Origin of the sequence: Serratia silvae (assembly GCF_023282985.1) — a bacterium.
Lineage (GTDB): Bacteria > Pseudomonadota > Gammaproteobacteria > Enterobacterales > Enterobacteriaceae > Chania > Chania silvae.
Map to the genome: position 1 here is coordinate 194,639 of NZ_JAGQDC010000006.1, position 21,554 is coordinate 216,192.

A 21,554-nucleotide genomic window follows, 5' to 3' on the forward strand; every position below is an offset into this window, starting at 1 on the left:
ATCGCACGCTGAATTCTTCCTTAAATGTTGAAATGGGTGGAGGCACAGCGTGAAAACGGCTGGCAAAATGACAAATCTAAGTGCTCAGGGCGCAGGCCGTGGGCAATGGGGCGCATTGGGGCGCAGTGTGATCGCCTCACTGGTATTGGTGGTGGGGTTGGCGGGCAACGCTCAGGCGGCACCGGCCACTGCACCAGCAGTTACGCAAAGCGTTGCTGCGGCAACGACACCAGCAGCCCCAGAAGCGGTAACCCCAGTGGCGGGCACCCCCGAAAATATCACCCCGGCTAATCCTGAACCGACCATCCAACCGCCAGAAACGCGTGGCATGGACCTCTCCGTTTGGGGCATGTATCAGCATGCCGATATCGTGGTGAAAATCGTGATGATTGGCCTGGTGCTGGCGTCTATCGTCACTTGGACCATTCTGTTTGCCAAAGGTAGCGAGCTGGTTCGTTCCAAGCGCCGTCTGCGCCGTGAGCAGTTGGCGCTGGCCGATGTGCGTTCGCTGGACGATGCCTCCGAACTGGCGCAAAGCTTCTCGTCAGAGAGCATCAGCGCGGTACTGCTGCAAGATGCGCAGAACGAACTGGAATTGTCGGCGGCCTCCAACGACAACAACGGCATTAAAGAGCGTACCGGATTCCGTCTGGAACGCCGCGTAGCGGCCTACGGGCGTCAACTGGGGCGTGGTAATGGCTTCCTGGCCACCATTGGTGCCATTTCACCGTTTGTCGGCCTGTTCGGTACCGTATGGGGCATCATGAACAGCTTTATCGGCATTGCCCATTCGCAAACCACCAACCTGGCGGTCGTTGCCCCGGGTATTGCGGAAGCTCTGCTGGCCACCGCACTCGGTCTGGTTGCCGCTATCCCGGCGGTGGTGATTTACAACATCTTTGCTCGCGTTATCGGCGGCCACCGTGCTCAGGTCGGCGATGTGGCGGCGCAGGTGCTGCTGCTGTTGGGCCGCGATCTGGATCTGGCAGCCTCGGCCGATGCCAAACGTTCGCAGCATGCGCACCAGCTGCGGGTGGGGTGAGTTATGGCGATGCGCTTAAATGAAGATCTGGACGACAGCGGCGAACTGCATGAAATCAACGTGACGCCGTTTATCGACGTCATGCTGGTGCTGTTGATCATCTTTATGGTGGCTGCGCCGCTGGCAACGGTAGATATTCGTGTCGATCTGCCCGCCTCTTCCGCTAAACCGCAGCCGCGTCCGGAAAAACCGGTGTTCCTGTCGGTGAAGGCAGACAAGCAGCTGTACGTGGGTGATGAGCCGGTGACGGCGGAACAGCTGACAGCAGTGCTGGATCAACGCACGCAGTCGAATAAAGAAACCACCATCTTCTTCCAGGCGGACAAGACCGTAGATTATGAAACGCTGATGAGCGTGATGGATACGCTACGCAAAGCCGGCTACCTGAAAGTTGGGCTGGTGGGGATGGAAGGCGTGGCCAAGTAATCTGATACTCAGCTATTTCCTCTTCTTCGGGTTGTCGAACTCGAGGAAGAGGGCGCGATGACCTGCTTACTCCGCGAAATCTGCACCACAACCCACCCCGAATTCCAACGATACTGCACGGGCTATTTAGCCACGTGCATGTGCTGCAGCACGAGTGATTTGCTCATCGGAAGGGCGCACGCCGGTATACAACACAAACTGCTCCAAAGCCTGTAAAGCGATCACTTCGGCACCGGTAACCACTTGCAAACCCTGCTCACGGGCATTGCGGATCAACGGGGTTTCTGCCGGTAAAGCCACCACGTCGAAGGCGATCTTCGCAGCCTTGATAGTGGCCGGTTCAAATGACAACTGCTCGGCTTCGCTACCGCCCGCCATGCCGATTGGCGTGACGTTAATCACCATCTCCACCTGCAAATCGCCCACTTCTGGTTGCCACTGATAACCATACTGTGCTGCCAGTGCCTGGCCCGCCTGTGGATTGCGTGCAATGATATAACCGTTCTTGAACCCAGCATCGCGCAGGGCGGCGGTCACCGCTTTGGCCATACCGCCGCTGCCACGCAGGGCAAACGAGGTGGTCGGGGATATCTGGTATTTCGCCAGCAGTTTGGCGATGGCGATATAGTCGGTGTTATAGGCCCGCAGGAAGCCGTCGTCATTAACGATGGTATTAACCGATTCAATTGCCGTGGCCGACGCATCCAGCTCATCAAGGAACGGAATACAGCTTTCCTTGAACGGCATGGAAACCGCACAGCCGCGAATACCCAAAGCGCGTACGCCGCCAACCGCTGCCTGAATATCTTTGGTGGTGAACGCCTTGTAGATGAAGTTCAGGCCCAGTTCCTGATACAGATAGTTGTGGAAACGGGTACCGAAATTGCCTGGCCGACCGGCCAGTGACATACACAGCTGCGTATCTTTGTTGATTTCACGACTCATTGGGCGCCCTCATTGAAATAAATCTCCCCGCAGTTTGGCCAGCATTCCGCAGGGATAATCGGTTCAGCTTACGCTAAATGACGATAAATTCAACAAAGCCCCAGTCCTGCATAATTAATCCCTCATTGCTGTTTTTTGGCAAGGGGAGGCCGTAAACGATGACTGTCGTTTAGCCAAGGCCAACCCGCGATTAACGAAAACTATTCACTTTGTGCTAATAATTTTTCCGCTGTTTCCTTGGTCGTTACCAGGCAATTAATATAACCACCGTTAATGGCACCCAGAATGCCGGATAATTTTTCATAGGAGTGGGCAACGCCGATAGCGTATGGTGCTCGTTTGATTTTATCCAGTGTGATATTCATGGTTTTATCGGAGAAATAGGTTTTCACCTCATTACCGGTCGCATCATAAAAGCGTGAGCAAATATCTCCGGCGACCAGGGCAGTATTAAAATGCTCCATTGCCTCATTGCCATAAAAAGCACGCCAGGTAGAGTGACCGGTAATATTGGGGGAGCCGATACCGAAAACGGCAATATCCAACTGGTTCCAATAGGCCGAAATAGTGCGGTAATGTTGCGATTCCATGATGCCATCGCGGATCATTTTTTGCTCTAAGATGGCTGGGAAATCAATTAACTGTGATTCGGCGCGCATCTTCACTGCCGCGCTGTAAACCAGGGTATTGACGTGATAGCGGCTTTCCAGTTTGCCGGAAGGGCCACCGACCATTGGCACACAGGTAACGGTTCTTTTACCGCAGTCTTCGGCCATTTGGTCCACCACGGCGGCCAGGGCGCTTCCCCAGGAAAAGCCAATCACATCGCCGTCTTTGATAATGCCGTTGAGAAACTCGGCGCACTGCTGTCCCATGCTATTGAGCTGCGCCTGCAAGGGTTGCTGGCTATCGATGGGGGAAACGATAGCCTCTTTCAATCCGAAGCGCTGTTTCAGCCGCTGCTCCAGCAGCAGACTTTCGTTAAATTGATAGTTAATGGCAATGGTGACAATGCCTTGCGAGTCTTTTGATACGTGTGCGCAGGGTCAGGTTGTTGCGCTCAATGCGCTGAGTGAAAATTTTACCGGCCAGATACTCTTCTCTGGCATAGCTACCCCAGTTACCGCTGGTTATCATGCCGATACTGAACGGAGTCAGTAGTGCAAGTAGCTCCCGGAAGGTCTCATCGGTTCGGGGACCGAAAGTGTAGGCCAGAACACCGCCGTTTTTGGTGTTATATGCGTACTACAGCCAGTGCTGTTGAGCCTTGCTGCCGACGAAACCCCATTGCTCATTGAGCTAGCAGATGAGCGCCACATCAGCATGAGCAGCGGGAGACGACGTTATCCTGTGTGCCAGCAGTATGGACAATGAGCTGGGCTTTGAGCGGCTGATGGGAAGAGAATACAAGGTGGTGGTACGTAAGGGGCACTCGTGTGAGAACGCCCGCATGCTCAAGGAGCTGCAACATTGTGATTGGGCTGGCAGCTACTACCGTCTGCTACATGAACTGTTTGGTGATATGGCGCCGGCGATCAGCGTCACCTGTGAGACCTTTATGGTTTGCACCAGTCTGGTGGCGCAGAGTGACTTTGTCAGCATTCTGTCTGTCGATGTGATCTCCGATCCTATCCTGGGCCGCCATCTGGTGGCGCTGGAATTGGATAAAGCTTTACCGTATGCCACTTGCTACCTGATCCAACGAAAGGATACGACGCTCACGCCGATGGGCGCCTACCTGGCCCGTCTGTTCAGGCAGCATTGCCGCTAGTGGCCTATTCGTGGCGCCGTTACCGGCGGATGCAGATGATCAGTGGATTGGAAAATCCTTTAAGAATAATGGCATCTCTATTTAGCGCCCTGATCTTGGAGTAAAACTCAATACCCGGAGTTTGCGGTAACACTCTGTGCTGCCATAGCTCCTCTGGCGTGTTATCCACGGGGTGGCTCTCCGTACGGGTAAAGACCATTTTTTCCACGTTATCCAGCTCGGACGGGGAGACGGTAAAGAAGGTCGTCCTTCTCAGGACATAGCTATGCCCCTGATTCTTGACCGAGCCGGAAAATTTTACACTCCCATGATGCTGCGCAGTAAATATGATGTCGACATGGGTGTTAACCTCAACGCTGTCACCTTCACGGACATTGAGGTGTTCGAATAACTGGGCATCACAATGGAACGGCCTGTAGGAGGCAAATTGATATACATAAAAAAGCATGGTGCTCAGGCATATTAGCAGCAGCAAGGCTACGACGAACTTTTTCATGGTGTTACTCTACTATCTTGTAATTTAAACAATTTTTATACCTGGTGGTGTCAAGTTTACTGCAGGCGGCGAGTAGCCGAACTCTGAGGCGTTCGTTGTTAGGGTGTGCTTCGGCATAAAAAATATCCAGGTCTTCCTGCGAGCAGTCTATCCCTTCTTCTGTCATCTCCCTGATTATTTTAGCCGTAAAATCTCCATTTGGCTTGTTGTCGTTCAAGTCATAGATACTGCACTTTCCATAGGTCGTCAGGAGTTTAACACTCTCTTTTTTGGTGTGTATTAATGTGGTCATGCCGATCAGCGTGCTTAATAACAGTAACAGGGCCAGCACGAAAGAGAGCATGCGGTGTTTTTTTAGCGACAGATAGAGTGAGCCACGATCCTTTGGCTTGTCGATTTCTGCTGTCGTGCCGCCAGGGTTAACAGTTAACCCTTCATTAATAGTGGTTTTATTATCGCTTGGGGCCTGCTGGGTGATGATGTTTTGTATCGGATGGATCTCTGCGTCCAATCTAAACCCGACACGGGGCACGGTGAAGATAATATCCTTATTAATCGCAAGGTTGCTGAACGCCTTTCTTAGCTCACTTATGTGATTGTTAAGACTGGCATTGGATGGTGAAAAGCCATAGTCCTCCCACACCTTTTTAAGGATGTCATCACGAAGCAGATTGATTCTGTTGTTGTTAATCAACTCACTTAACAGTCTGGTGGCCGGTTTTGATAATTCAATAGATTGCTGAGGATCGTTTTTTAAGATTAATAATCTATTGTCAGGATCAAAGGTCACTGTGAGATTTATTATATATTTCATGGCGATAGTCGAGCTTCCTTGATGTTGATGTCTGTCTGTCCGGACGTATTATTTAATGAGAATAGTCTTAATCAATGGGTTTCGGGTAGGTATTTAGTTAGAAAACACCCGTAGAGTCAACCCTTGTCTGAACTATTTTTTTATTCAAAATAACTACCTGAATTGTAACTAGTATTACCTACTTACCAGATTGTTTTATTTTGCTTGCTTTGGGGTTAAAATTCAAATAAACAATAATTAATAGGATTTAATTCTAATTAATATGGATTATTTGGATTATTTTGCTTTTTTTGGGGTCGGGCGATAGCATGATTTTGCCGTCAAAAACCGGATCGCCAGGCGACCAGGCGACAGAGCAAGGAGCGACAAGGAGAGCTGCTTATCGCTCATAAAGGAATAAAATGAAACCACACATCGTTATTGCCATTCAGGATACCAACCGCTTTTTTGCCTTGGGAATCCAACATATTTTGCAGGCCTATTTTCAGGCAAAAGGCTGCACAGTGGATTTTGTGCCGCTTTCCTCAGAGAAGACGATCGACCTGATGATTTGTGCCAAATCCCACAACGGGCCGATGCTGGCCAATCGCTTATGGGAACAAAAAGTGGGCAGGCTATTTGGGACGATTGTCGTACGGGAAAGCGTCATTGAGGACATAAGACTAGAAAAGCCTGAGCACAATGGCCCAAGTTTATTAGGCCGCAGGGAAAAGGCTGAGGCGGTAGTGCATTTGCTAGAGCAGATGTTTAATCGCGCGTGCTTTCAGCATTTGCAGGCAGTAAAGGAAGGAACGTGCTTTCAGCATTTGCAGGCAGTGAAGGACGGAGCGTGTATCAGCCTGAGGCTGACCCCGCGTGAGCGGGATATTTTGCAGGGGATCAGCAGGGAACTCACGCCCAGGCAAATCGCCAATAACCTGTCACTTAGCGTCAAGACCGTCAGCACCCATAAACTCACTGCGATGCGCAAACTAGGTTTCAAACGTAATAGCGAATTATATTTCTGGTTACGGCAGGGAAGGCTGGATCTGGAAAATAGTGCGTTATAGACAAAATAGCGGGGCCCGCATGGCAGACCCCGGAGACTGTAGATATTCCTTAAACGACTCACGATGTAGAAAGCTTCAGGATACTTTTCGCAGGTGGGCTAGGCCATCAAGGCAATGGCTTTACCCAGCACCCTTGTCGCCACACAGGTGGCAGTAATCCATCGTGTCGATCACCGCCAGCAAGCCCCGCGTGGCGCAACAGGAAACTTCCCTGACGATGAGCGAAGATATTCTGCTGCCGGTGCAGGTCAATCAGCACGGCACCTTACTGGCCATCGAGCTATTATGCGAAACCGTATCTGATGGCATTCAGCCCTCGGTTTGGTGGCCGCCAAGCTAAGGCGCTACCCGGCTAACGCCTAATCATCCCGGTTTATTTTCGCCGTCTTGTTTTTCCTCAATGCTTACGACACTATCTCAGGCAAAATTCACTCGGGACGAGAGTGAACACTGGATATAAGTAAGGACATCGATGAAAAAACTCATATTAGCCGCGGTGGTCTCTGCCATCTCCGGTACCAGTCAGTTCGCACTGGCCTCTTCCGATGAAACCGGCTGTGGTTGGAGCGACTATTGCTCAATGAGCGGTGTGCCTTATCTGGCTGCCGATAATGATACTCGCGTCAATCTGCTGATGTTGGCGGCGGGGATGCACAATTTGCCCGTGACGCTGTCGTCATTACCGCAGGATATTAGCCGTAACAGGGGATACACGTTTGGCGTGTTCCCTGGTGCAGCAGCGCCTGCAACCGATCAGGCTACCGCACCAGCTCAAACCGCCGTGCCACAGGAAAATCCTCTCAATGCGCAGGCGTTAAGCTTAGGTATTAAACCCTCGGGCTTAACCGGCGTTACCGAAGAAAATGAAGGCCGCTGGGTGTCCAATAATTCAGATTCACTCAGCCAATTCTTCCAGGCCCTGCTGGCCGATCGGCAGTTAGATCAGGCCGAACGCGATTTACTGGCGTTGCGCCGGGCCAAAATTTACCGGAGTGAGGCGCAGCTGGAGCAATTTTTACCGCTGATGGCCAACTATGCTGAAGGTTCTCATGCGGCGGCGTTCAGAGATTACCTCACCAGTGCGGAGCTGTTTTATCAGGGGCAGTTTGCCGATGCGGATAGCGGGTTCCAACGGTTAAAAGAGTCGGATCAACACTGGGTGGCCGAAACCGCTGCTTATATGCTGTTCCGCGTCGCCTTGAACCAGATCACTGAAAATGCCACGGATCAGTACGGTATGTTCGACCCGCAGCGGGCCAATAAAGAGGCGGGTGCCCTGGCATTGCAACGCGCACAGGCCTATCTGGCCGCTTATCCCCAAGGCGAATATGTGGATTCCGTACAGGGATTACAGCGTCGGGTGAATTGGTATCTGTCTGATTGGCCACGTCTGGCGCAACTGTATGAAACCGAGATCGCCGCAGCCACCGATATCAATACGCTCAGTGCGATGATCGATGAAGGGGATCAAATCCTGCTGAGCCGCAATATTGCTTATAACAGCGAAGATAAGCCCTTTGTCAGCAATGCTGATGCCCCGTTGCTGACCTTTACCCAGACCATGAAGTGGCTGCGTCAATATAACCTTGATAACCAGTCGATGCCGAAAGTGACCGATGAGATGCTGCAGGGGTACAAACCGATGTTTGTTGCCGCCAATCAGTTGCCGCTCTGGGAATATATGCATAATGCCTGGCTGTTCTATCAGCAAAAGGATTATGCCGCGGTAGCCAAGGCGATCCAGCCTGCTGCACAGCTGACAGCGAACGACCTTATCGCATTCAGCCAGCAAATCCTTTACGGCAATGCTCTGGTGATGCAGGGAAATTGGCAGGGTGCCGAGGCTCATTGGCGTCATCTGCTCAGCCTGAAACTTAATCCTTACCAACAACAGTATGTGCAGTTGATGTTGGCCACCGCCTTGGTGCAGGAAAATAAAGCTGCGGCTATTTTTGCCCCAAACAGCCCAATCAATAACCTGCGTTACCGCTCAGTGGTGCTCAAAAGCCTGGCCAACAAAGCGTTGCTACAACAGCAGGCCGCTGGTGCGCCTAACGATGAAGAAAAGACCATCGCTCTGCATACCGTGCTGTTTAAGGATTTGATGGTAGGCGACTATCAGGGGTTTATTGATGACAGCCAGCTGAAAAAAAATATCAAGCAGACGCCTGACCCGCAGGTATTTGGCGATGTAGCACTCAGCGTGTTCGATTGGGATGGTGGTCAGACCGAGCCTGGCTATTTCTGCGCTTCTTTAGCGGCTAACGTTGCTGTATTGGCGAAGAACAAGGCCGATCCGCACGCCATGAACTGCGTGGCAGAGTTCTTGCGTACCACCTTTGCCGATATTAATACCGAAGCGGAAATGGGGGCCAATGAAGGGTTGGATGACCTAGCCAGAACCGAACTTTATAAAGATAAAGCACACGGCAGATTAAAATATTATCAGCAAGTGATCGCCGATCCCAAGGCCGAGCCGGAAGATAAAACCTATGCGCTCTACCGTGCGGTGATGTGTTTCTCTCCTTCTGGCTACAACAGATGCGATCGGCAGGAGATCTCGCAAAAAACTCGCCAGCGTTGGTTTAACCTGTTGAAGAGTCAGTATAAAGGTAACCAGTGGGAACAGAAGCTCAAATACTATTGGTGATGCGGTTATTGCTGCTGCTGTGGTTGCCTGTTTCCGCAACCGCAGTGGCGGATAACGAAGCTGGCCAATATGTGAATGCGCATGATTACCGCGCATTCTGGCTTTGGTCCGGCGTCTGGCCGCAGCCTGCGTTGCAACGGGCCGATCTGCTCTATCTCCATCAGGGTGAAATCGTGAATGGCCGTCAGGGCGCTCGTTTCCTGAAGTTGGGGCTACCGCTGAGTAAGCTTCAGGCTCCCGCCGTCTGGATCACCGTACGTGTCGCAACTCTGGACATGTCCGATGAGGTATTGGCTGCAGCGTTACGTTTACCAGGCCGTTGGGCTGCGACAGGCAACCGGGTGGTGGGGCTACAGATCGACTTTGACGCGGCAACCTATCAACTGGATAAGTACGCGGAGTTTCTCAATAAGCTGCGCGGTCGATTACCCAAAGAATACGCTTTGGGAGTTACTGGCCTGCTCGATTGGGCAAAGACCGGCAACGTCAGCCAGTTAAACGCGTTGCCAATCGATGAGTTGGTGATCCAAACCTATCAGGGGCGGCGCACGGTCACGGAGTATGAACGCTATCTCCCCGCGCTGCTTAAGCTACAAATCCCCTTCAAAATCGGCCTGGTGCAGCAGGGTGACTGGAACTCCGAATGGCAACGGCGGTTAGCCGCCTCGCCTTACTATCGCGGCGAAGTGGTTTTTTTGTTGAATACCACTCTATAGTCGTCTGTGTTGATATTATTCATCACTAAAGCAAATACTATATAGCTTGGTAAATATGTAGGTGCGCTGCATGCTGCGCACCTACATATCTCGTTCCTGCCTTTAATCCTGCCACTAAACACTGACTAAACAGCCGAGGATTTTACCCGTGTTTAGTAATGCTAGAGCGCTGGGCTTGATAGCTTTCACAAAAGCATCACGCAACCGCAGCGAGGCAGGTAAAGTCGCTTGATTGAATAATATCTCCGCTATAAATTGATCTGCATCGTTTCACTAAAACGATACAGATAATGCCAGGTTGTATATTTAATACATTGATTATGAATTGATTTAATGGATTTTCGTTCATAAAAACATCGATTGGCGCTAGCACCGGAGGAGAGCGAAAACATGGCAAATATTCGTGATGTCGCCCATCTCGCCGGTGTTTCCGTGAGCAGCGTTTCCAACGTGTTAAACGGTCGAGTCGATCAGATGCGCCCGGAAACCCGGCAGCGGATCGAACGGGTGATGCGTGAATTGAACTATCAGCCCAACAGGGTGGCACAGCAGTTGAAAACCGGGCATGCCCGGATGATTGGTCTGCTGGTCCCCTCGATCGTCAACCCCAGCTTTTCTGCCCTGGTTCGCGAGGTCGACCTGGCGGCTAAAGAGCACCGCTACCGGGTGTTGCTGGGCAATACCTATCGGCAAGAAGACGAAGAGCGTACCTTTATCGAGGATATGTTCGCCCATGGGGTGCGCGGCATTATCGTCGCGGCGAGTGATACTCGTAAGACCCATTTCGCACAGGCTGCCGAAATGGGAATGATGATTGTCAACTACGATAACCGGATGACGGGGAGCCTCACCGCTGACGCCCGGTTATTCGACAGCGTCTCAATGGATAACGTAGAGGCCGGGCGGCTGGCGGCTCAGCATCTGATCGAAAGGGGTTGTCGCAATATCGTTTTTGCCACCGAGGCCAGTTTGACCATGAGCCGCAGCCATAAGATTGAAGGGTTCCTGACGGTGGTGCGGAATTATCGGTTGCCCGCTCAGCAGCGGGTGATAGAGGGTAAAGCCTGTGGTGAGTATGGCGATACCGAGATGACCGAGCTGGGTTTTGCCCTGGCCACTCAGGTGCTTGCACTTTCTCCGCTCCCGGATGGTGTGGTGGCTATCAACGATGCTTTGGGCATTGGCCTACTAGCGGGGTTGCGGGAAGCGGGGGTGGCGGTGCCTGGTGAGATCTCGGTGGTGGGTATCGACAATATTCCGCTCTCGGGGCTGGTCTGGCCCGCGCTGACCTCCGTCATGCCACCGCTTGCCGAGATGGCCCAGGTGATGGTAGGCCGCTTATTGCAGCGCATAGGAGACCCTGCATTGGCCCCTGAAGAGTTTATTTTCCCGCCTGTATTAGTCAGGCGTCAGTCGGTAATAACCATCACGCCATAACGCGTATAGAGTAACGAGAACGATTAAATAGCATTATTTATTTTCAGGTAAATACACCTGCACCCATCAGGCAAGCCTGTAGCAGATTATTATTCCGATTAACGACATTGGAAGTATTCTATTATGCAAAAAAGAACGCCTCATGAAATTGAACGCAGTGCCATTAGAAAAATGACGCTGAATATTGTCCCGTTAATGATCTTATTATACTTTCTGGCATTTCTGGATCGTAATAATATGGCCTATGCGGCTATTGCTCTGGAAGATAGCCTGGGGTTAACCGCCTCGGCTTTTGGCTTTGCTTCCGGGATATTCTTTATCGGCTATTTTATGTTTGAAATTCCCAGCAATGCGGGAACCATCAAGTTTGGCCCGCGTATCTGGTTTGCCAGGATCCTCATTACCTGGGGAATCTTTGCCGTGTTGATGGGTTTTGTCCGTACGCCGATGGAGCTGTATATCTGTCGGTTTATGCTGGGCGTCTGTGAAGCGGGTTTTTTCCCCTCGGTGGTCTATTACTTTACTGTGTTTTTCCCGGCGAAGTACCGCACCAAGATCCTCGGTATGTTTATTATCGTCCAGCCGTTATCAAACGCTATCGGCTCACCGATTTCCGGGCTGATCCTTAACATCGAGCATGGTTGGTTTGGTCTGGAACCGTGGCAGTGGCTATTTATCCTCGAAGGTATTCCACCAGTGATTATTGGCCTATTTATCCCTTTTATTATCAAGAACTCACCGAAAGACGTGGGCTATCTTGATGTGGAAGAAAAAGCCTGGCTAATGGACAACACCACCCGTAGCAAATCGGGTTCTCAGGTCAAACTGTTTGATTTCGTACAGGGCATAAAAAATAAAAAGTATCTGTTATACGCCATGTTGAATTTTGGCATGGTGTGTGGGATCTACGGCTTTGGGATGTGGCTACCCTCCATCATCACTGCCATTTCCGGCGATGATATTTTCCGCGTGAGCCTGATTGCTTTGATTCCTTATGGCCTGGCCGCCTTGCTGGTTTATCCGTGGAGCCTATGGGCCAGTAAAACCAAAAAAATCGGCGTGTTTGCCGGCATCAGTATGATTGTCGCCGCCTTTGGCCTGATTGGTGCCGTGGTGTTCTTTAACTACAACGTGTTTGTCGCGCTGATGTTCCTGAGCATCGCTTCTATTGGTATCTATACCTCGGTTCCTTCATTCCTTTCCATGCCTGCCAATATCTCTACCGGTGCGGCAGCGGCGGCTGGACTGGCGGTGGTGAGCTGTATCGGCAATATCGGTGGTTTTGTCGCGCCTTACGTTGTCGGGTTATTAAAGGATGTCACTAACAGTAATACTCCGGGGCTGGTTTTCCTGTCGCTGTGTTTATTGGTTACCGGATTGATCTGCATTTTTTACTGCGCCAAACAGCGTGAAGGCGTTATTCGCTCATAACCGACTTTATCTACAGATAATCGAGAGGAAATAAAATGGGAAACCTATCAGGTAAAAAAGTCTTTATTACTGGTGCCGAGCAAGGGATTGGCAAAGCTACCGCAGAGCAGCTGATTAACGCCGGGTGTGACATCTACATCCACTATTTCAGCGGCGAAGAGGGGCCAAAGGAACTGGCTGAGTTAGCCCATTCACGCGGACAACGGGCTGTCTATGGTTATGCAGATTTAACCGACACCGCAGATACCCAGCGATGCGTCGCTGCTGCTGCCGAGTTTTTGGGGGGAATAGATATACTGATCAATAACGTGGGCGGTATCATCGCCCGTAAATGGCTCGACGAGATCGACCGTCAATTCTGGCAAACGGTGATTGATGTCAATATGACGACCATGCTTAACGTAACGCAAAGCGCGCTACCTTACTTAAAAAGCGCCAAGGATGGGGCCAGTATCGTTAATTTGGCTTCCCTCGCTGGCCGTTCCGGCGGGCATTCTGGTTCGCTGGTTTACTCCACCACCAAAGGAGCAGTATTAACCTGGACCCGTTCCCTGGCGGCGGAACTGGGAGAACATGGCATCAGGGTCAACGCCGTTGCGCCGGGGCTTATTCTAGGTACGCGTTTCCATAACCAGCATACCAGCAAAGAATCTGCCGATGAAACCATCCACGGCATTCCCCTTGGCCGCGCGGGGAACCCGGAAGATGTCGCTCGGGTAATTAAATTCCTCGCCTCGGAATATGACGGCTTCGTCTCTGGTGCCACCATCGATATTAACGGCGGCATTTACCGCATGTGAACCTACCCAGGCAGGCACAACCTGCCTGTCTTCCTTGTTGGAAAACAACATGATCAAAGCCGATATTATTCATCCGCAACTGTTGGGCGCCTTGGCGCTGTGCGGGCACAAGACCCAGATCCTCATCACCGATGGAAACTACTCGTTCGTTACCAACTCGTCGAAAGACGCCACCATTGTTTACCTGAACCTGGCCCCCGGTATGATCGCCAGCAGTGTGATATTAGCAAAGGTGTTAAAGCACATTAACGTGGAGCACGCCTCGATGATGGCTTGGCCGCAAGACTTTACCAACACCATTGCTGCCGAATACCAGCAACTGCTGCCCGACGGTTGCCCCATCGATTATCTCAGCCGCGAGGCTTTCTACACTGCGGCAAAATCACAGGAGACATTACTGGTTATCGCTAGCGGTGAGATGCGGCGCTTTGCTAACCTGCTGCTGACCGTGGCGCCGGTTGTCATGGCCGATTGAACGTGGGCTATCTTTGCGGGAGGAGCATCTGTTGGCTACTGACAAAAACTGTCAACAGTACAGGTTACTCTTGGTTTTTGCGGGCAGGAAAATCCTGGAGAATTGCTCCCCATTACTGACAAGGAAACTCCGATGATACGTGCTATTACTCTCCTTACTGAAAATTTTTCCGATTGGGAAACCGCTTTGATCAACTCGACGGGGCGCGGCTATTACGGTTTTGACTGCCGTTTTGCCACTCCTGGTGGCGTCCAAGTCACCTCTTCAGGTGGTATGCTGGTTTCCCCTCATCTGGCGATAGAAGCCATTCAGCCTGATGAAGTCGATCTGCTGATTGTCTGCGGGGGCACTATCTGGCAAACCACACAGGCGCCGGATATCAGCGTCTTGGTTGCTGCGGCTTATCAAAGTAATGCCATCGTCGCGGGGATTTGTGATGGTACTCGCGTATTAGCATTGGCGGGCGTGCTTGATGCTGTCCGCCATACTTCTAATTCGGCAGAAAATCTGCTGAGCCTGAACTATGGTGGTGCGCAATACTATCAAGATGTGCCTTATGCCGTCGCCGATCGGCGAGTTATCACGGCACCTGGTACTGCGCCGGTCAGTTTTATGGCCGCAATCCTGCGTACTTTGGGATTGGGGGATGAAAACCTCAATGCCTACCTTGCGATGCATGCCGCAGAGCATCGCAAGCCAGATTAATCCACGGTTATAAATACCTTCCGAGAGCCGTCTCATGTGGAGATCGGTTCTCTCTGGCCGAGGGGGTCTGGCTGTTTGTGCGCAGAGGGAGGTCTTTTCTCTGCCGCCCCACTAATTGTGCCGGAGAGATGAGGCTGGTTTCTGCTGGCAACGCGGGTTGCAGTTAAAAATCCAGCAACATAGGAAGCGTATAGGGTCAGTAATCTCTCTTCTACCTGAATAAACATATTAAACAGGCAAAGATAATGACAGCGCTAACTCAGTAGATTTATTTGACTATCTCGAGATTAAAGTTGACTCGGATCGCATTTTTATAGATTATTTTTATGTACAGAGATGTTGTTGCATAAAAATCTTTTAATAACAATTAATTTCGTTATTTATTAGTGGATTTTATTATATTTTGATTGGTGTTAAAAGCTTTTATAGTTAATTTATAAGAATATACTACTGTTTAATTTTTAATTAAATCGTATTAATGCTTATGATTTCAAGGTTGGATTAGGCTTTAAGAGTATCGTTATTGTTAACTCTACAAAATTATTCATACACTCACGCCATGGAGTCTATTTGGCCTGTGTGGTGGATGGTATTGAAAGCAGGCCAGGGTTAATTACGGATGTTGTTATGGCAAGAACCGGATTACGTTTTACGCTGAGTGTTATAGGGCTGCCAGATGATACCTTTGTGGTGGCAGGCTTTACCTTGCAAGAGCAGTATTCCAGCCTGTTTCAATTAGAACTGGAATTAGCCAGCGCCAACCCCGCCGTGGAGTTTGGCAAGGTGCTGGATAGCGACGTCACGCTGACGGTATGGCGCGATGAAGAAGTACAGCGTACCGTCAGCGGTATTGTTGTTTCCATGGAGCAAGGGGATACCGGACGTCACCAGACCCGCTATAGCCTTTCGGTTCGCCCTGCACTGTGGCGCGCGACTCTGGAACGTAATTCGCGCATTTTTCAGCAGCAGGATTTACCGGCTATTTTAGAAACGCTCCTGAAAAAGAATGGTATTCAAAACTATACGTTTTCGTTGCGTTATGCCCGCAGCCCACGAGAGTTTTGTGTGCAATATCAGGAAGATGATGTTGCCTTTATTCAGCGGATGACGGCAGAAGAGGGGGTGTTTTACTTCTTTGAACATCATGGCAATCAGCATACGTTGGTGTTTTCTGACGACTGCGCAGTGCTTAACGAGGGGCCAGAATTACCCTATCATCCGCAGAGTGATGATGAGCCCGGCATCCATACGCTGCGGCGCCGTGAAAGCCTACGCCCCTCCGACGTCTTACTCAAAGATTACACCTTCAAAAATCCCGACTGGCGCGCCGAATACGACGATTATGGACGCGGCACGCAGCATCAAGCCCGGCGCTACCTGCATTATGATTATCCGGGGCGCTATAAGAACGGGGTGGGCAAGCAATTTTCCCGCTGGCGGATGGAGGCATTACGCAATGACGCCTACCAGGGGGAAGGGGCATCGAATTGTGCCGGGTTGGAGCTAGGTACCGACTTTACGTTGACCCAGCATCCCCATGAGGCAATGAATACCCGCTGGCAAATCACTGGCGTTAGCTGTACAGGGCGACAGCCCCAAGCGTTGGAAGAGGCGACTGGTGAGCGGGGGACGACGCTGGTTAATCAGTTTACCTTTATTCCCCGTGAGCAAACCTGGCGCCCTCTGGTTCTGGATAAACCCCGGATTGACGGTGCGCAGATTGCCATTGTCACGGGGCCGCCTGGGGAGGAGATCTATTGTGATGAGCATGGTCGCATCCGGGTGCGTTTCCTGTGGGATAGGTCAGGTAGAATTGATGACACGAGTTCATGCTGGATACGGGTGTCGCACCCCTGGGCGGGGCAAGGCTGGGGCAGCTTGGCGATCCCGCGCATTGGCCACGAAGTGATTATCGAGTTTTTAAACGGCGACCCCGATCAACCCGTGGTTATCGGGCGGACTTATCATGCCACTAATACTCCGCAGGGTAAATTGCCGGGGTCAAAAACCCAGATGTCGATCCGCTCAAAAACCCATAAGGGCGATGGGTTTAATGAACTGCGCTTTGATGATGCTAAGGATAACGAAGAAGTCTTTGTTCATGCGCAGAAGGATATGAATACCAAAATCCTCAATGATAAAACGGTTGATATAGAACACGATAGTCGCCACCATATAAAGAATGATAGTCATTTACGGGTTGATAATGAATACAAGGTATATGCGGGTAACGATTTATCCATTTCAACCAACGCCAAACTGCATATCAAAACTGGCGACGGTATTTTCTGTCAGGCAAAAAATGAAATTCATATCAAGTCCGATATGAAGTTAGTGATTGACGCAGGTAGTGAAATTACTTTGCAAGCTGCAGGGCATTTTATAAAAATTGATGCAGGTGGTATTAGTAGTAGCCCTGCATTGAGTCTAGGTTCAGGTAGTCCAGGAAAAGGTAGTGGTTGGGCAGGTAAATATCCTGATGCTCTGCAAAGAAAGGCAGAGGAAATACCGTTGTCGTCAGTACCCACTGATGTTAAAACGCCTGATGGTGGATTATGTATTACATGCCTAATGGGGGCAACTTTACAAGGTACACCTTTATTGATTAGGGGAGAGGAATGACTCCATTTATTCAATCAAAACTGGCAAAATTACAAGCTCAATATCATGATATAAAACTTTACGCAGTGGTGGATGGTTTGCAATACGAACGTCACTTGGGAGATGAAATTAGTTATCAGGATGGGGTGTCTCCATTATTTCGCCAGCCTGAAGATGCTAAAATTGCCTTTGCAGGCCCTTGGGTTTTTGAATTATCTAAGTTAAGTAAAGATGTTATCGATGAGCTTATTACTTTGGAAAAAAGCAAACCCTCGTTGTCATGGGTTTTTAGTCAGTTGGATATGTTTAGTTTGACCAATAATTTAGTGGATCTTCTTAATGTTCAGTTGCCAGGTGAGCGTTTTGCTTTATTTAGATTTTATGATCCAAGGGTGTTGATACAGCTTAAGGAAATACTGACAAAAGAGCAGTTGGCTCATTTTATGGATAATATTTACGATTGGACCTTCTATCATGATGACCATTATCATTCGGTTGTATGATGAGATAAGTAATACTTATTTTACATGAAGTATTGATAGTTAAAATAGGGATTAGGTTGGGTGAATGTATTGATTTTCTGAATGGTAATAAGAGTATTGGCGATTTTTCTAAAGTAAATAATATTGAAAATAGACGCTGTAGAGCAGACGTCCATCCAGTGGCCATTGAGGGAGGGATCCGTGAGTGCGAAACCGGTTATTTTGAACGGCGATACTACCACACATGGTGGAACAGTTATCGTTACTGGTGGTCATTCAACTTGGGAAAATATTAAAATTGCCCATGTTGGTGATGATGTTTTTTGCCCTTTATGCAAAGGTATGTTTGAAATTATAGACAGTGGTAGCGCCACTATCATAAATGGAAATAAAATCGCTACAGCAGGTATGATCACCTCCTGTGGGGCAATACTTATTCCATCACAGCATCAATTTAATGCGATATAAAATCAACAAATAAACATAGTTTGTGTGATAAGATTTAGTGAAGACCAAATTGGTAACTTGAGAAAATAAATCACATCAAGTCTATGAGTCAAATTAGGGCATCATTATAACTACCAAGGAGTTAGGTGCATGGTTATCCAATTCACTGATGAACAATTTGAATGCTTCAGGAAATATACTGTTGAAAACTATGTGTTAGAACTTTCCATGAAGATTGATAGTGCTTTTCCATACCTTAAGAAAACGTTAGGTGATGAGTGTTTTAAACAAGCGATATCCGGGGGGGTTATTAAAGCTGAAAAAATAGGATTCTCAGAACGGGGTCCAGTTCAGTTATATGTTAGTCTGTTGATTGTATTTGGTTCAGGTTTTGAAACTGATCCACAATATGCCTGGTTCTCCAAGGTTATGGATGAAAATAAATCTTTGCCACAGTTAGAACAAGCGGATTTTTTATTTGAAAAGGTTAGGTGTTATCTTGATGAAATAGGTGGTGAAAGTGAACGGCATCTTCTAAATTGTGCCAGTAAACTGCTGCATCTTGATTTTGAGAAGGTAAATATCCGTCATGAAAATTATATTAATGATATTCATGAGTTACTTATTAAACTCCATCCCCAGAAATACTTAAGCACACCTAAAGATGACATTACGATATTAATTCAGCAGGGTATTATAAAAGCCAATAATATTTATGGTTTTGACAATACTAATCATGTTGCATTGATTGTATTGTTTATGTTCTTTATGGGTCACCAATTCGATCAAGATCCATTTTATCAATGGATTGACCAAAGCAAGTTTTTGCAATACCGGCACAATAGCCAGTTGCTCGCCAATAAGTTTGAAAGTAGAGCTAAAATTTGGCTACAGGCCGCCCTTCAAAATCATGCTAATCGACTTAATACACAAATTTAAGGACGAGTATGTGTAACGAACTTTTATCACCGAGAGATGATGCCGAACCTTCTAAAAATGTAGGTGATTTTGTAGCTTCTTGTGATCTTTATTTAATGGATGTTATCACTAAAAAGTTACTCCCAAATAGACACTATCGCATTATTAACCCGATTTCCGGTAAGGCCATACTAGGGACGTCTAGTAGTGATGGTAAAATACAAAAAAAATTCAAGTACGCACATGTTGAAATATTGCCTGTAAATGATAAAAAATACGAAGATGATGCTATAATTGCTTCAGCGAGTAAGTTAATAAATCAGACGCTTTGGCGGTATATAGAGGTTGGAGATAACTTGGTCATTAACTCTCCCGGCTCATTGAATACATCAGCCCCATTGCCAATTATGAATGGCGTGAATACGATTTACATGGATTGGTTGCGTGATAAAATGGGTGCTGATCCTTGGCCTGAGCATAACAGTGCCACAATGCCTCCATACCAATATAGTATAAATGGCATGAGGAATAATGGAATTAGTATTACTGAGGCAGATATTAATTCTGTTGAATTTACTGGTTCTCCTAGTGTTCCAAAGAGGGCTGTATTAATTGGTGTTAATGATCTGATGGGGGGCTTCAAGTCTAAAGGTAAGGGGTATGCCTACCTGAACTCGCTTGAAATGTCCACTTTACCATCCGATATGAATATTTCGAGTTGCTTTATGCACCACATTAATAGTGGGAATTTGCCAAGTCATTATTTTTATGTTTTAGGTCATGGTAATACTACTGTATTAGCAGGGTATGATGATTCTGGGTCAGAAGTTAGATATTATAATGATAACAGGAGCTTAAGAGCATTGCTCATGAAGATGGAAAGTAATGGTTACTCTTCTGATAAAACAGTTATATTTTTAGCTTGCCATTTGGGGAATGGTGTTGGCTCCTTCGCTGAGAAATTCAGCCAAATAAAAGGCGTGGGGACGGTATATGCTTTTACTGGATTTGGTTGGTTTGGCGGTACTCGCCCATTTTGGTGTGCTGGAGGATATACTGTCAATTATAAAAAAATTAATGCGGCGGGAACTGAGGTTAACCGTGAGCGTTTAATACCTACAGACAAAGTGAACGGGCATTGGCGTATTTTTAATACCGCTACTGCGGCAATTAAATCCTAATAGGGATGTTCTCATGATAAAAAAGAACACTTTTATTACTTTACTATTAAGTTGTATTTTAATACCTTTTTATGGGTATAATGCCAGTCAACCATTTAATAACATAGGAGCGCACATGACAACCAATGACAACGAGTACTGGACTATTGACTATGCTTTAGGCTTGCTCGATAAAATGGCAAATCGCTCTTATGGTCTAGAGGATCCTGACCTTTTTGAACTATTAGTGGTGCAAAAAGATAAAGGGGATCCCAATGCATTATATGCATATGCCTATTTACTAGAGTCTTACAATACAGTTAATGAAAGGGTTGGTTTAACAGTAGAACAAGCCTCAGATAAAGTATTTGAGATTTATTGGAAATTATCAGATAAAGACCATCCACAGGCCTGTGATAGAATATTAAATTATAATAATGATACCCTATTGGCTAAAACTAAGCTGATGGAGGCTGAACTCTTTATTAAGCAGCAACACTGTATTCAGGTAGCCCTAAAAAATCACTTAAACCATTATGATATGTATGCAGATATTCTGATGTTTGGATTTGATAAGGATGACTCTTTCGATTTATTATTGCAAGATGTAAATAATAAAAGTCACCCTCACTTAACTCAACAGGCTATTGATCTTTATAAACAGTGTGCAACATCAAAAACGCAAGGTTATCAGTACTGTACAGCGCGCATGGCTGAAGCCTACGAACAAGGGATTGGTGTTGAAAGAAATAGTGATAAAGCGGCGGCCTGGTCTAAAATATTGACAGAGATTATGTCGAATGGAAGTTTTAAACCTTTTAAGTATGTCTATGAAATTAACAATAGATTCTCACAAGATCTAATAATTCAACAATCTGAACAGTTTCAGAAACTTTATCAAGAGTTACAGAAAATACTATTAAAAAAACAATAGTACTTGAGACTGCTGACAACCCCTCACAGGGCTTATAACGTAAGGGCGCTGCATGCGCGCCCGTTTTATAATCAATGGATTAGCTAGGGACGAGCAGTTTGACCGGGCTTTGTTGAATAAATCGAACTTCTGACTGCAATCAGGATCAGATCACCACATTCCTGATCCTGGAGCACTTTGATCTTACCCAGCAATAGTGGACACGGCGCTAAGTGAGTAAACTCTTAACCAGAGGTAGCTCACATGACAAAATCA

General features: G+C 48.1%; 20 protein-coding genes and 3 pseudogenes. 18 read left to right on the plus strand and 5 right to left on the minus strand.

Annotated features, from left to right (window positions below):
- Positions 1 to 49: 49 nt before the first annotated feature.
- Positions 50 to 1,042 carry a tol-pal system-associated acyl-CoA thioesterase gene (exbB, locus tag KAJ71_RS10285; protein WP_248945618.1) on the plus strand — a complete coding sequence of 331 codons (993 nt, stop codon included), beginning with the start codon at positions 50 to 52 and terminating at the stop codon, positions 1,040 to 1,042.
- A gap of 3 nt (positions 1,043 to 1,045) precedes the next feature.
- Positions 1,046 to 1,468, plus strand: a complete 423-nt coding sequence (gene exbD, locus KAJ71_RS10290) for a TonB system transport protein ExbD (RefSeq protein ID WP_248945619.1) — start codon at positions 1,046 to 1,048, stop codon at positions 1,466 to 1,468.
- Between the two features lie 126 nt (positions 1,469 to 1,594).
- Here exbD and KAJ71_RS10295 read toward each other — a convergent pair whose 3' ends face one another.
- The 3 genes and pseudogenes from KAJ71_RS10295 to KAJ71_RS10305 form a co-directional block, all read right to left on the minus strand.
- Complete coding sequence (locus KAJ71_RS10295; RefSeq protein ID WP_248945620.1) at positions 1,595 to 2,413, minus strand: shikimate 5-dehydrogenase; 819 nt, start codon at positions 2,411 to 2,413, stop codon at positions 1,595 to 1,597.
- 200 nt (positions 2,414 to 2,613) lie between these two features.
- A pseudogene (locus tag KAJ71_RS10300) lies at positions 2,614 to 3,432 on the minus strand (sugar-binding transcriptional regulator); the annotation flags it as partial.
- A pseudogene (locus tag KAJ71_RS10305) lies at positions 3,428 to 3,769 on the minus strand (IS1 family transposase); the annotation flags it as partial. The pseudogenes KAJ71_RS10300 and KAJ71_RS10305, both read right to left, overlap by 5 nt.
- Position 3,770: 1 nt before the next feature.
- On the opposite strand from KAJ71_RS10305, the pseudogene KAJ71_RS10310 reads away from it, so the two are divergent.
- Positions 3,771 to 4,184 (plus strand): annotated as a pseudogene (locus tag KAJ71_RS10310) (LysR substrate-binding domain-containing protein); the annotation flags it as partial.
- Positions 4,185 to 4,203: 19 nt separating this feature from the next.
- Here the strand turns inward: KAJ71_RS10310 and KAJ71_RS10315 are convergent.
- Both KAJ71_RS10315 and KAJ71_RS10320 read right to left on the minus strand, forming a co-directional pair.
- Entirely contained in the window at positions 4,204 to 4,680 is a 477-nt protein-coding gene (locus tag KAJ71_RS10315; protein WP_248945622.1) for a FidL-like protein, read from the minus strand.
- A gap of 4 nt (positions 4,681 to 4,684) precedes the next feature.
- Positions 4,685 to 5,494, minus strand: coding sequence for a winged helix-turn-helix domain-containing protein (locus tag KAJ71_RS10320; RefSeq protein WP_248945623.1), 810 nt, complete (start codon positions 5,492 to 5,494; stop codon positions 4,685 to 4,687).
- Positions 5,495 to 5,895: 401 nt separating this feature from the next.
- On the opposite strand from KAJ71_RS10320, the gene KAJ71_RS10325 reads away from it, so the two are divergent.
- From KAJ71_RS10325 to KAJ71_RS10395, 15 genes are all read left to right on the plus strand, one after another.
- A complete protein-coding gene (locus KAJ71_RS10325; RefSeq protein ID WP_248945624.1) occupies positions 5,896 to 6,543 on the plus strand; it encodes a response regulator transcription factor in 648 nt (215 codons plus the stop codon).
- A 163-nt stretch (positions 6,544 to 6,706) separates the two neighbouring features.
- Positions 6,707 to 6,883: a hypothetical protein gene (locus KAJ71_RS10330; protein WP_248945625.1), complete on the plus strand. Its 177-nt coding sequence runs from the start codon at positions 6,707 to 6,709 to the stop codon at positions 6,881 to 6,883.
- A gap of 132 nt (positions 6,884 to 7,015) precedes the next feature.
- On the plus strand, positions 7,016 to 9,193 hold the full coding sequence (locus KAJ71_RS10335; protein ID WP_248945626.1) for a PA5441 family protein: 2,178 nt from the start codon (positions 7,016 to 7,018) through the stop codon (positions 9,191 to 9,193).
- Positions 9,163 to 9,909, plus strand: coding sequence for a DUF3142 domain-containing protein (locus KAJ71_RS10340; protein WP_248945627.1), 747 nt, complete (start codon positions 9,163 to 9,165; stop codon positions 9,907 to 9,909). Before KAJ71_RS10335 ends, KAJ71_RS10340 begins: the two co-directional genes overlap by 31 nt.
- Positions 9,910 to 10,299: 390 nt before the next feature.
- Positions 10,300 to 11,346, plus strand: coding sequence for a LacI family DNA-binding transcriptional regulator (locus tag KAJ71_RS10345; RefSeq protein WP_248945628.1), 1,047 nt, complete (start codon positions 10,300 to 10,302; stop codon positions 11,344 to 11,346).
- Between the two features lie 123 nt (positions 11,347 to 11,469).
- The gene (locus KAJ71_RS10350; protein WP_248945629.1) at positions 11,470 to 12,777 is read left to right on the plus strand and encodes an MFS transporter; all 1,308 of its coding nucleotides are present in this window, start codon (positions 11,470 to 11,472) and stop codon (positions 12,775 to 12,777) included.
- Between the two features lie 35 nt (positions 12,778 to 12,812).
- On the plus strand, positions 12,813 to 13,577 hold the full coding sequence (locus KAJ71_RS10355; protein WP_248945630.1) for an SDR family NAD(P)-dependent oxidoreductase: 765 nt from the start codon (positions 12,813 to 12,815) through the stop codon (positions 13,575 to 13,577).
- Positions 13,578 to 13,626: 49 nt separating this feature from the next.
- Entirely contained in the window at positions 13,627 to 14,052 is a 426-nt protein-coding gene (locus KAJ71_RS10360) for an RbsD/FucU domain-containing protein (protein WP_248945631.1), read from the plus strand.
- Positions 14,053 to 14,184: 132 nt separating this feature from the next.
- On the plus strand, positions 14,185 to 14,757 hold the full coding sequence (locus KAJ71_RS10365) for a type 1 glutamine amidotransferase family protein (protein WP_248945632.1): 573 nt from the start codon (positions 14,185 to 14,187) through the stop codon (positions 14,755 to 14,757).
- A gap of 627 nt (positions 14,758 to 15,384) precedes the next feature.
- The gene (locus tag KAJ71_RS10370; RefSeq protein WP_248945633.1) at positions 15,385 to 17,379 is read left to right on the plus strand and encodes a type VI secretion system Vgr family protein; all 1,995 of its coding nucleotides are present in this window, start codon (positions 15,385 to 15,387) and stop codon (positions 17,377 to 17,379) included.
- Positions 17,376 to 17,861, plus strand: coding sequence for a DUF4123 domain-containing protein (locus KAJ71_RS10375; RefSeq protein WP_248945634.1), 486 nt, complete (start codon positions 17,376 to 17,378; stop codon positions 17,859 to 17,861). Before KAJ71_RS10370 ends, KAJ71_RS10375 begins: the two co-directional genes overlap by 4 nt.
- Positions 17,862 to 18,041: 180 nt before the next feature.
- On the plus strand, positions 18,042 to 18,308 hold the full coding sequence (locus KAJ71_RS10380) for a PAAR domain-containing protein (protein WP_248945635.1): 267 nt from the start codon (positions 18,042 to 18,044) through the stop codon (positions 18,306 to 18,308).
- Positions 18,309 to 18,437: 129 nt separating this feature from the next.
- Positions 18,438 to 19,226, plus strand: coding sequence for a hypothetical protein (locus KAJ71_RS10385; RefSeq protein ID WP_248945636.1), 789 nt, complete (start codon positions 18,438 to 18,440; stop codon positions 19,224 to 19,226).
- 8 nt (positions 19,227 to 19,234) lie between these two features.
- Complete coding sequence (locus tag KAJ71_RS10390) at positions 19,235 to 20,386, plus strand: DUF8616 domain-containing protein (protein ID WP_248945637.1); 1,152 nt, start codon at positions 19,235 to 19,237, stop codon at positions 20,384 to 20,386.
- A 115-nt stretch (positions 20,387 to 20,501) separates the two neighbouring features.
- Positions 20,502 to 21,299 carry an SEL1-like repeat protein gene (locus KAJ71_RS10395; protein WP_248945638.1) on the plus strand — a complete coding sequence of 266 codons (798 nt, stop codon included), beginning with the start codon at positions 20,502 to 20,504 and terminating at the stop codon, positions 21,297 to 21,299.
- Positions 21,300 to 21,554 lie beyond the last annotated feature (255 nt).

What these genes read in the sequence shown, in the direction of transcription:
- exbD (WP_248945619.1), top strand. Translation starts at nt 1,046, where the DNA reads ATGGCGATGCGCTTAAATGAAGATCTGGACGACAGCGGCGAACTGCAT.
- KAJ71_RS10295 (WP_248945620.1), bottom strand. Translation starts at nt 2,413, where the DNA reads ATGAGTCGTGAAATCAACAAAGATACGCAGCTGTGTATGTCACTGGCC.
- KAJ71_RS10315 (WP_248945622.1), bottom strand. Translation starts at nt 4,680, where the DNA reads ATGAAAAAGTTCGTCGTAGCCTTGCTGCTGCTAATATGCCTGAGCACC.
- KAJ71_RS10320 (WP_248945623.1), bottom strand. Translation starts at nt 5,494, where the DNA reads ATGAAATATATAATAAATCTCACAGTGACCTTTGATCCTGACAATAGA.
- KAJ71_RS10325 (WP_248945624.1), top strand. Translation starts at nt 5,896, where the DNA reads ATGAAACCACACATCGTTATTGCCATTCAGGATACCAACCGCTTTTTT.
- KAJ71_RS10335 (WP_248945626.1), top strand. Translation starts at nt 7,016, where the DNA reads ATGAAAAAACTCATATTAGCCGCGGTGGTCTCTGCCATCTCCGGTACC.
- KAJ71_RS10345 (WP_248945628.1), top strand. Translation starts at nt 10,300, where the DNA reads ATGGCAAATATTCGTGATGTCGCCCATCTCGCCGGTGTTTCCGTGAGC.
- KAJ71_RS10350 (WP_248945629.1), top strand. Translation starts at nt 11,470, where the DNA reads ATGCAAAAAAGAACGCCTCATGAAATTGAACGCAGTGCCATTAGAAAA.
- KAJ71_RS10355 (WP_248945630.1), top strand. Translation starts at nt 12,813, where the DNA reads ATGGGAAACCTATCAGGTAAAAAAGTCTTTATTACTGGTGCCGAGCAA.
- KAJ71_RS10360 (WP_248945631.1), top strand. Translation starts at nt 13,627, where the DNA reads ATGATCAAAGCCGATATTATTCATCCGCAACTGTTGGGCGCCTTGGCG.
- KAJ71_RS10365 (WP_248945632.1), top strand. Translation starts at nt 14,185, where the DNA reads ATGATACGTGCTATTACTCTCCTTACTGAAAATTTTTCCGATTGGGAA.
- KAJ71_RS10370 (WP_248945633.1), top strand. Translation starts at nt 15,385, where the DNA reads ATGGCAAGAACCGGATTACGTTTTACGCTGAGTGTTATAGGGCTGCCA.
- KAJ71_RS10375 (WP_248945634.1), top strand. Translation starts at nt 17,376, where the DNA reads ATGACTCCATTTATTCAATCAAAACTGGCAAAATTACAAGCTCAATAT.
- KAJ71_RS10385 (WP_248945636.1), top strand. Translation starts at nt 18,438, where the DNA reads ATGGTTATCCAATTCACTGATGAACAATTTGAATGCTTCAGGAAATAT.
- KAJ71_RS10390 (WP_248945637.1), top strand. Translation starts at nt 19,235, where the DNA reads ATGTGTAACGAACTTTTATCACCGAGAGATGATGCCGAACCTTCTAAA.
- KAJ71_RS10395 (WP_248945638.1), top strand. Translation starts at nt 20,502, where the DNA reads ATGACAACCAATGACAACGAGTACTGGACTATTGACTATGCTTTAGGC.